The 8,386-nt window shown below is 31.4% G+C and carries 6 protein-coding genes; 3 read left to right on the top strand and 3 right to left on the bottom strand.

Going from position 1 to position 8,386, the window contains the following annotated elements; all coding sequences use genetic code 11:
* Positions 1-601: 601 nt before the first annotated feature.
* Together ABH968_RS27465 and ABH968_RS27460 are read right to left on the bottom strand one after the other, a co-directional pair.
* A complete protein-coding gene (locus tag ABH968_RS27465; protein ID WP_370049160.1) occupies positions 602-781 on the bottom strand; it encodes a hypothetical protein in 180 nt (59 codons plus the stop codon).
* Between the two features lie 495 nt (positions 782-1,276).
* Positions 1,277-2,299, bottom strand: coding sequence for a hypothetical protein (locus ABH968_RS27460; RefSeq protein WP_370049158.1), 1,023 nt, complete (start codon positions 2,297-2,299; stop codon positions 1,277-1,279).
* A 1,760-nt stretch (positions 2,300-4,059) separates the two neighbouring features.
* Here ABH968_RS27460 and ABH968_RS27455 point away from each other — a divergent pair.
* Complete coding sequence (locus ABH968_RS27455; protein ID WP_370049156.1) at positions 4,060-4,602, top strand: MerR family transcriptional regulator; 543 nt, start codon at positions 4,060-4,062, stop codon at positions 4,600-4,602.
* A 648-nt stretch (positions 4,603-5,250) separates the two neighbouring features.
* The gene (locus tag ABH968_RS27450; protein WP_370049154.1) at positions 5,251-7,023 is read left to right on the top strand and encodes a DUF6119 family protein; all 1,773 of its coding nucleotides are present in this window, start codon (positions 5,251-5,253) and stop codon (positions 7,021-7,023) included.
* Between the two features lie 229 nt (positions 7,024-7,252).
* On the opposite strand, the gene ABH968_RS27445 is transcribed toward ABH968_RS27450, so the two are convergent.
* Positions 7,253-7,648, bottom strand: a complete 396-nt coding sequence (locus ABH968_RS27445) for a hypothetical protein (protein ID WP_370049152.1) — start codon at positions 7,646-7,648, stop codon at positions 7,253-7,255.
* Between the two features lie 97 nt (positions 7,649-7,745).
* Here ABH968_RS27445 and ABH968_RS27440 point away from each other — a divergent pair, with 97 nt between their 5' ends.
* The gene (locus ABH968_RS27440; RefSeq protein ID WP_370049150.1) at positions 7,746-8,345 is read left to right on the top strand and encodes a hypothetical protein; all 600 of its coding nucleotides are present in this window, start codon (positions 7,746-7,748) and stop codon (positions 8,343-8,345) included.
* Positions 8,346-8,386: the final 41 nt, after the last annotated feature.

Here is an 8,386-nt window from a genome sequence, read left to right as displayed (position 1 = left end):
AACTTTGTTCATGGTAGTACAGTATATATGACTGATGTTGCTGTTACTTATTAGTAAATATATTGGAGTAACTCTAGGCTAGCTTAAGCTAGCCTTTTTAAGCAGCTAGGAAAAAGGCAGTAGTAACAAGGAAAGAAACCTTGTTGTTACTGCCTTTTCATTTGAATCACTTTTTATTGTGTATACAAGATTTTATACATGTGAACTTCAACAACTCCAATCAGAACTTAAAAGACGTTCGATCATCAATATAAGAGCAAAGGGGTAGCATAATGCTACTCCTTTTTGTATGTTCTAAGCGTTTGAAAGCTCTAGATTTCTAGAAAAAGTTAGAAAGAGCATAAGGAAAAAGTGCCCCCAAAATGGTTGTGGGGTTAGGCAGAGCCTAACTTTTTCGTGATATCATGAAAATGAAGAAATATATATAAAATATATACATTTAAACCTAGTGTATATACAAAATATATACGTATAACTTCTCAAATAAAAAGAAGAAATCAATCATCTAAACCTTTCAATCTTCTCCGAATCGTCGCTTCTGAAACGTTTTAACACTTTTCGCAAAAAAAAGAATCCATCTATCATAGATGAATTCTAAACATTAAAAAGTATAATCTTCGTCATTTTCGTACCATTCCCGATCATGGGGATTATTCGGATCCAGTAGAATTGCGCCGTCTGCTCCTGTTGGGTATTTTTTAAGTTTCAAATCCCTCTGCATTTTAAAGAAGACTGTTTTTAATTCTTCAATACTCATTTCCTCATACGGTTTATGTTCCACACTAAAAATCTCCATTCATCGATTTAATAAAGTTTTCATGTATATAACAAATATTCCGAGCCCTCATAAGCCATTTTAAACCGTTTTAAATTTAAACACGAAGTAAAACAAATCGAAAACGAAATGATCATCTAAAAACGAATGTAAAGGCCCTATAATTTGATATTTTAAGTTTCTTCTCTTCCAAAGAATACAAAAAACTAGACAAATGATATTACCATTTTCAGAACAAATATTTAGAAATTAAAATCGTCTGAGGTCAAAAATCGGTCCCGATTTTATGCCTGTTAAGCGCTCGAATTTTCGAAGGTGCGTAGATGGGCACTCTGAAATTTAATGGCCAAATAGTATGGTTGCTCTTGCAACAAAATTACACCGCAAATTACTCTAGACTTTAAGTTCATTCTATCATTTTGTTTTGAGTTTGAACTGACTCCAAAATAATTTTTAAGCGCATCAAACTAGAGGTATGGTTTTTACCATTCCTCATTTTGATTAGAGATTTTGTAACTTGGCCAAGATTCGCTCACGTTCTTGTGCAAAATAGGCTTTCTTTTCTTCTGTTAATTCTTCTTCTTGCTCATGACGAGTCGCAAACCATGCTGGCACTGGTTCTACTTTTCTAGTTACTTGTTTTTCAGGTGTTGCAGATGAATTCGAAACCGTTAAATCGTTGATTTTATTACGAATAATGGCACTTAGTAAGGCTACACGGTTTGTTTTAACGTATTGATCACTCGCTGAAATGGCTGCATCTAATGATTGATACATAATCGTTTCTAATTGCACGTGAGACAGCGTTAGCTTGTCCTCTGCTTTGATTTTTTTTAATGAACCATAGATAACCCCTACAAATGTTTTAAAGCCTTTTAAAGAGCCTGTACGGGCTTGATAGAGATTTTTTAAACGATTATAAAGATTATTTTTCTTATCAGACGCCTGCTTAGTAGACGTCTTTATATCTTTTAATGTTTTAATTTGGTTATTATAGTTAAGATTCGAATTTGAGCCGTTTGACGTTGATATAGCAGTGTTTTGAGCCAAATCCTGATGTTTATTTTGATGTTTACTTAGATGTTTAAAGTCCTCTTTTAAGATTGCAATTTCATAAGCAGTTAGACGGTAAATGCTACTTAAAATGCTCTCAAAGTTAACATGCTGCACATCCAAAATGACACGACAACCACTATTCGTTTTCCCTGATTTGTTTCTGGAAAGGATAAATAGCTTGGATTGCTCCAGATATTTAAAAGCTGTTGAGACTGTATTTAATCCAACTTCTAATTTGTGACTCAAATGCTCTCGGCTTACTTTGATAATGCCGTTGTATGTAAGATCATAAATCAATTTTTCTAGCACTCTATGTACTTTTCCACCAGGATAAATACCTTGTGCTGCCAAAGTTTCTTCTAGTTGCTGCAGGCGTTCGTCTTTGAGTTGCCGATCTCCTTTTTGATTGCCGTATGTAATAAATGTTTGGACTGCTTGGTTTGGTGTAGTTTTTAGTTTAGTTATCATGATAGTTGCTCCTTTTTTGAAGCAAAAAAGCGTTTCACATCGCTGTAGTAACGATGCAAAACGCTTTAGATTAAGTAGTAACCTTTAATGACCTATTAATAAACTGTTGAAATGTCTTCTAATTCATACTAGAATGACGTATATAGATAATATCTATATTTAACAGTTAAAAACAGTCATTTCACGATATGCTGCATCGTATCCGTTTCATACGATAAAGCGATTAACAAAGAGTTGGCGCTCGATGTTAGTCACTGTGGAATGGCTTTTTTACGTTCGATTTAGTTATTCCTACCATACGCTAAAGTTAGCAACTTGTAAATATATTCTATGATTATTAGTTTATCAATCTTTGTGTACCAAGATTGATAAACTTATTCATTGGATTACGACAAATTATGTATAACGAACTCTATAATGCATAAATTACCCATAAAAAATTTTTTTTCATAAGCTTAAACCTTGATATATCAAGGAGTTAGCGTTTCTTTATAGAAAGCAAGAGTTGTTATAAAAAACTATATGTTGTATGTTTTTTGAATAGTAGTATTTAAATTTTCACTATATATTGCTATACCTCTTTACAAGGAGGTGAAAAAAATAATTGAAGCGATTTGAACGTAAATTGTCTAAGGACAAGAAAAAAATATTACGTGAAGAATTACGGTGGTTGAGGATTCACCATCTGGTCATCAGGCCAGCTATTTCTTTTGTGATAGAATACTTCAAGTAATGCAAAAAGCAGCAGGTGGCAGCCTGCTGCTTTTTTGTTTTTGAAACAATTTGAACGTAAATTGTACAGACAAATTGTCTATACAAATGTGTATGTGTTTATTCTAAACAAAATACGTTTAGTGTCAATCTGAATATTCTGAATCTTTGAGTCAATTACTGTAATTTTTGCGCGAATAATTAGATGCGAGTAGGTTTCTGCTACTTTATAAGTGATATAAAAATTTTTAAAATGACATCAAAATGAAAGCAAATTGACATCAATTTGCTTTCATTTTATTTCTCCACTCACTATTTAAATAGTAATGCTTGAATTTTTATTGAATCTATTCCTTCATTTTTTTAAACCCTTGTTCAATCAATTCATCTCAACTAAAAATCAAATCAATTAGCAACATAAATCTAACACACTACCTATACTACCTTTTTTCTATTTTAATTTTGTAATTAATTAGGAAGCTGACTAAACATCCAATGATCATATACCAAAATCCTGCATCCCCAATCAGTTGATTTAATAAAATCATGTACCATCACCCCACTCCCCGTTTAATAGAATGTAAAATTGATTGATTTTTATTTGATAATCCATCTTTAGACGCAAAAAAAAGCACGTCCGTTTAACCCTTCGTGGTTAATGACCTACTTATCCTCAAAAAAATATTTAGTTTTTTTGTATCAGCTGATTGCTTCTTTGGGGGTACTCACCCACATACAAATTAAATCCTCATTTTGTTTTTTAATTAGACACTTAAGGGCATACCTAGCCCTACCCATTTTAGCCCAAAGGCTCCACATTGTTTAATCACCGTCAGCCTACCCAGGTAAGCGACACATAAAAGAAGTAATAGCATAAGTGTACTACAGATCAAAAAGTAAAAGAAGGCATAAGGAAGAAAAAGTGCAAAAAAACTAACTGCAATTTTTTGTTACGCAGCTTTTCGCTATCTACTTTTATACTCATCCCCTATGTAATTGGAGTAGAACCGTTATAATGAACGTAACGATTCTATAACGGAGGTATATATATGGAAGAACGCTTATATTCACCAAAAGAAGTTGTTGAACAATTGGAAACAAGCGCTGAGACTTTAAAAAAATACTCATTACTTTTGGAAAAGAACGGTATGAATATATCTAGAAACAAGCGTGGTCATCGAGAGTATTCAGAAGAAAATATTAAAATCATAAAGGCTCTATTTTACCTAAACAAAGAAAAGTCGGTGAGCTTAGAAGACGCTGCAAGCTTAGTTCTATCATCAGACTTTGATTTCAATATTATGCAACACAGCGTTATAGATAACGTTACAAATCCCACTGTTACAACGTTATTGAGTAACGATATAACGTTGCAGAATGAGGCTGTTGTAATGGTGGCGAACCAACTCCTACAACTTCATAACGAACTGGAAGTACAAAAAAAGAAAGATGATGAGTTTCAGAGAATCGTTACAGATAGACTTGAGGAACAACGAGATTTGATTATCCAACAAGAAGAAATGTTGAAGAAATTAAGCCAACAATTAGAAGAAAGTAAGAAAAGTTTTTGGCAGAAGTTATTTTCAAAATAACTTCTGCCTTTATACATTCTAGGAAGGAATTCACTATAATTGACAACAAAAATGGTCATCTCTTTTAAAGACCATAGATAACCGTCTAAGCCATTTTAATTGTTAGCTTCACAAAACCACCAACCTTTCATTAAAAAACGTTTTGGTGCGTTCTTGTGGCGTTTAAATAGGGGTGTAGAGTTATATTGTTCCGACAAAGTGTAATTCCCAAAATCCAAAATGAATTGAAATAAAGCATTTACACAAATTTTTCAAAATGATTATAACTCAGCTACGGGCTCTTTTACTTTGTAAAAGAGCCCGTAGCTGTAGTTATGTTCTTTTTATAAAAATGTTGATTTATAGGCTTTTAAGCTATTTTTTTTTTTAAATACATTAAATTTTAAAAATTAATGACTGAATTCCTTTTGAAGAGTCATTTTAATATAATATACATCAAAATCCTGTTTTGTTTTTTTTAATTTTTTCTGTATAAGCAGAGAGGTATCTTTAGATACCTCTCTGCTTATACAAGGAAACACCTAATATCTAAATAAAAAACCTAATTTTAAAAGTCTTTTCCGCGCATTTTTTTTAAATCTTATAAATAAATAAAAAAAATAGTTATAAAAGCCTTTAAATACTGAGTTTCATAGAAAGGAATACATTATGAAAAAGAAAGTTAGTCCTAAAAAAATTAAAATCTATCTTTTGAAGGGGAATAACAGTTTTATCAGCTATGTTGATATGAAGGGATTCACAAAGCAATATCGTTCTATTAATAAAGATAGAATGGGTCCAAAATATCTGTCAGGAATCATATATGTATTTTCAAAAAAAGCCGCTGAACCTTCTTGGTCAAAATATCTTAAAGAAATGGGCAAACCAAAGAACGGAAATGTAAAATTTTTCGGAAATCAAGATGAACGAGCACTTGTTTTTTTAAAATTATCGGTTACAAATAGCCAAGGAAACATTGTGCCTAGAACATTTGTGTTAACTTTCGGAGGTGGACATCATTTATTAAAATCTGAATACATAGTGAAGGATTTCGCAACAAAAATATCAAGATTACTTATCCATCCTGAAAAAGTTACATCCATAGATTCTGTAACATTAGAACGAAACACATTCCATACTCGAAAAAGTTCTTCAAAAAAATTACCGCAAAATAAATTATTAGTTCGAGGGGAAATTTCTTTAATAAAAAAAATCCATGGGCGTAGCAAATTAAATAAATTCATCAATACAACAGATAACAAAAAAGATTTGATTTTAGGTGGGGAAAGTGGACTAGATATAACGGGGAATTTCAATTTAAGAAAAGATTTATTGGATCTACTCGAGATATTGGGAACGGAATATCTTTCAGATAAAAATGATGAAGAATTTAACATCAACGAGTTGTTACAACCTGTAAATGATTCTCAAACTAAAGATAGATTAAATAGATTCTTAGAAAATAGACTTGAAAAAATAGTGGTAAACTCAACTTCCTTAGACTACAGAAATGTAAGAGGTATAGACATTCAACCACCTGCCTTTATACCGTTTGAAGATTTTACCGGAATTTTTATTACAGGGTTATGGTACAAAGACACAAAATTAGCAGGTGATACTGAATTAAACGTTTTGGACTTCTTTGAGAGGCTTAGGATTCTTCATACAACTCGGAATAAATTTAACACGGGTTCTGAAATAGTAAATAAATTGAAATCATGCTTTATAGAAATTAAAAATCAAACCCTAGAATCAATTACCATAGAAAAAACAAGGATATGTTCAATTTTTGAAGCTTTAATTATAGAGTTTTCTTTTAAATCCTCAAGGTATGTATTGTTCAACGGTAGATGGTTTGAGATTAACTATACATTCTATTCAAATCTAAAATCAGAGATAGACTCATTGCCTCAAAATCCTCCAATAGGTACCTTAAAATATCCTAAATATATGAACAGAGCAGAGGCGTTATATAACCAAGATTTAAGCCTTACTAATAACCTTATATTAATGGACCAAAAAGATTATCCTTTTGACTTAAGCCAACTAAAAAGTAATTCTTTAAAAACAAGAAGTACACTAGAAGTCTGCGATGCGTTAAGATTTAGTGATACAGACATTGAATTTATTCATGTAAAAAGAAAACAAACAACTTCTGGTACAAGTCATCTAGCAGCACAAGCTGTTGCATCTGCAACAGCTTTCAACGAAATTCAAAATGAAATAATTGAGCATATAAATACACTTATTCCTAATGATCAACCTCAATTAAATTGGAAAAACCAAAATCGTCACGTGTCACTTGTTATACTAAACGAAAAATATACTCCCTCTAGTAAAGCGAGTTCTATGTTAAGCGTGCTTGAAACACTGACAATTATACAGAACGTACATACATTAAGGGAACTTGGATACCAAGTATATTTAAAATTTGTCGAGTAAAAAAACTATACAACTCCATGCATTTTTAGTTGACATAACATTAGAAAAAGGAAGTAACGATAAGGGATAAACCCTTGTCGTTACTTCCTTTTCATTTTTGGCATCTGTTATTGTCTATGCAGGATTTTATACATTGTTGGTTTGCCAACGTTTTAAGGCTGTTTTACTGGCTGTAGCATGTATAAAATTTTGCATAAATATCAACGATTATTTTCATTTTCTTCCACTATCATTTACTGTCCAATTTAATAGTTTCCGATTTCTCGTTCCATTCTAATTTTGCTTCGATCTTATTATTTTCAGTTGTGTAAACTTCACAGCCAGTACATTCGACATTAAATGAATGTATATTATTTTCATTGTTAAAAGTTTCTTCACCAATACCAACATCTAACGATGTTGATGCATTCTTTATTTTATATTCGAATACTTCAGGTGCAGGTTCTTTTCCAATATATTTAATTGTAAATTCTCCAAATTCTCTTTCTTTAGTAACTTCAGTTTCGTACTTAACAATCCAATTGTTACTTTCTCCATAAAAATTATATTTTTCTCCATCATCGGAACAAGCGCTTAAAATCAAAACTACAAGAAATATAGCACCTAAGATTTTATATTTATTCACTATTAACCCCCTTAATTTCAAAAAAATACAAATAATATGTTTATTAATCTTATTTTTTAGTATATCATTATAATATATAGAAGAGGAGGAAATTATTTTGAAAATCAAACATTTTTTGGCAACATCTATTGCTCTAATTGGACTGATTTATTTTACACCGCAAGAGGCTTCTGCAAACACTACTAACACAAGTGATACTTCTGTAGACACTATTATCTCAAGTGATGCAAACATTATTGACACAAGTGATAAATTTTTCTCTAAGATAGAAGTATTTGATGCAAATGGTGAACAAATTCCTTATACAAAAGAAGAATTACAACAAATATTCACATATATCCCTGCTGATTCTACTGATAAAAAAGATTTGAATTTAATAACTCCATTTGCGAAGGCATCTACTTATAACACAAAAGCATTCAACTTCAAAAGTTATATCTATGTCAAACAAGGGGATGGATTTTATAATCCTACTAATCTCACAATAACTCCAAAAGGAACAAAACCTTTTACATATTATATATATAATAAAGATCATGGAACAGAGGTATCCAGAGTAGATGTCCCTGAGGGTATGATCGGCGGATTCCATCATGGCTTATCTGGTTATTCAAGAGGTTACAGTTATAGTTTCAAATTTGAAAACTTTGTTCATGGTAGTACAGTATATATGACTGATGTTGCTGTTACTTATTAGTAAATATATTGGAGTAACTCTAGGCTAGCTTAAGCTAGCCT

Source organism: Lysinibacillus sp. RC79, from assembly GCF_041262405.1.
GTDB lineage: Bacteria > Bacillota > Bacilli > Bacillales_A > Planococcaceae > Lysinibacillus.
The sequence above is the reverse complement of the archived record's forward strand: the minus strand, read 5'-3'. Positions and strand labels throughout refer to the sequence as shown.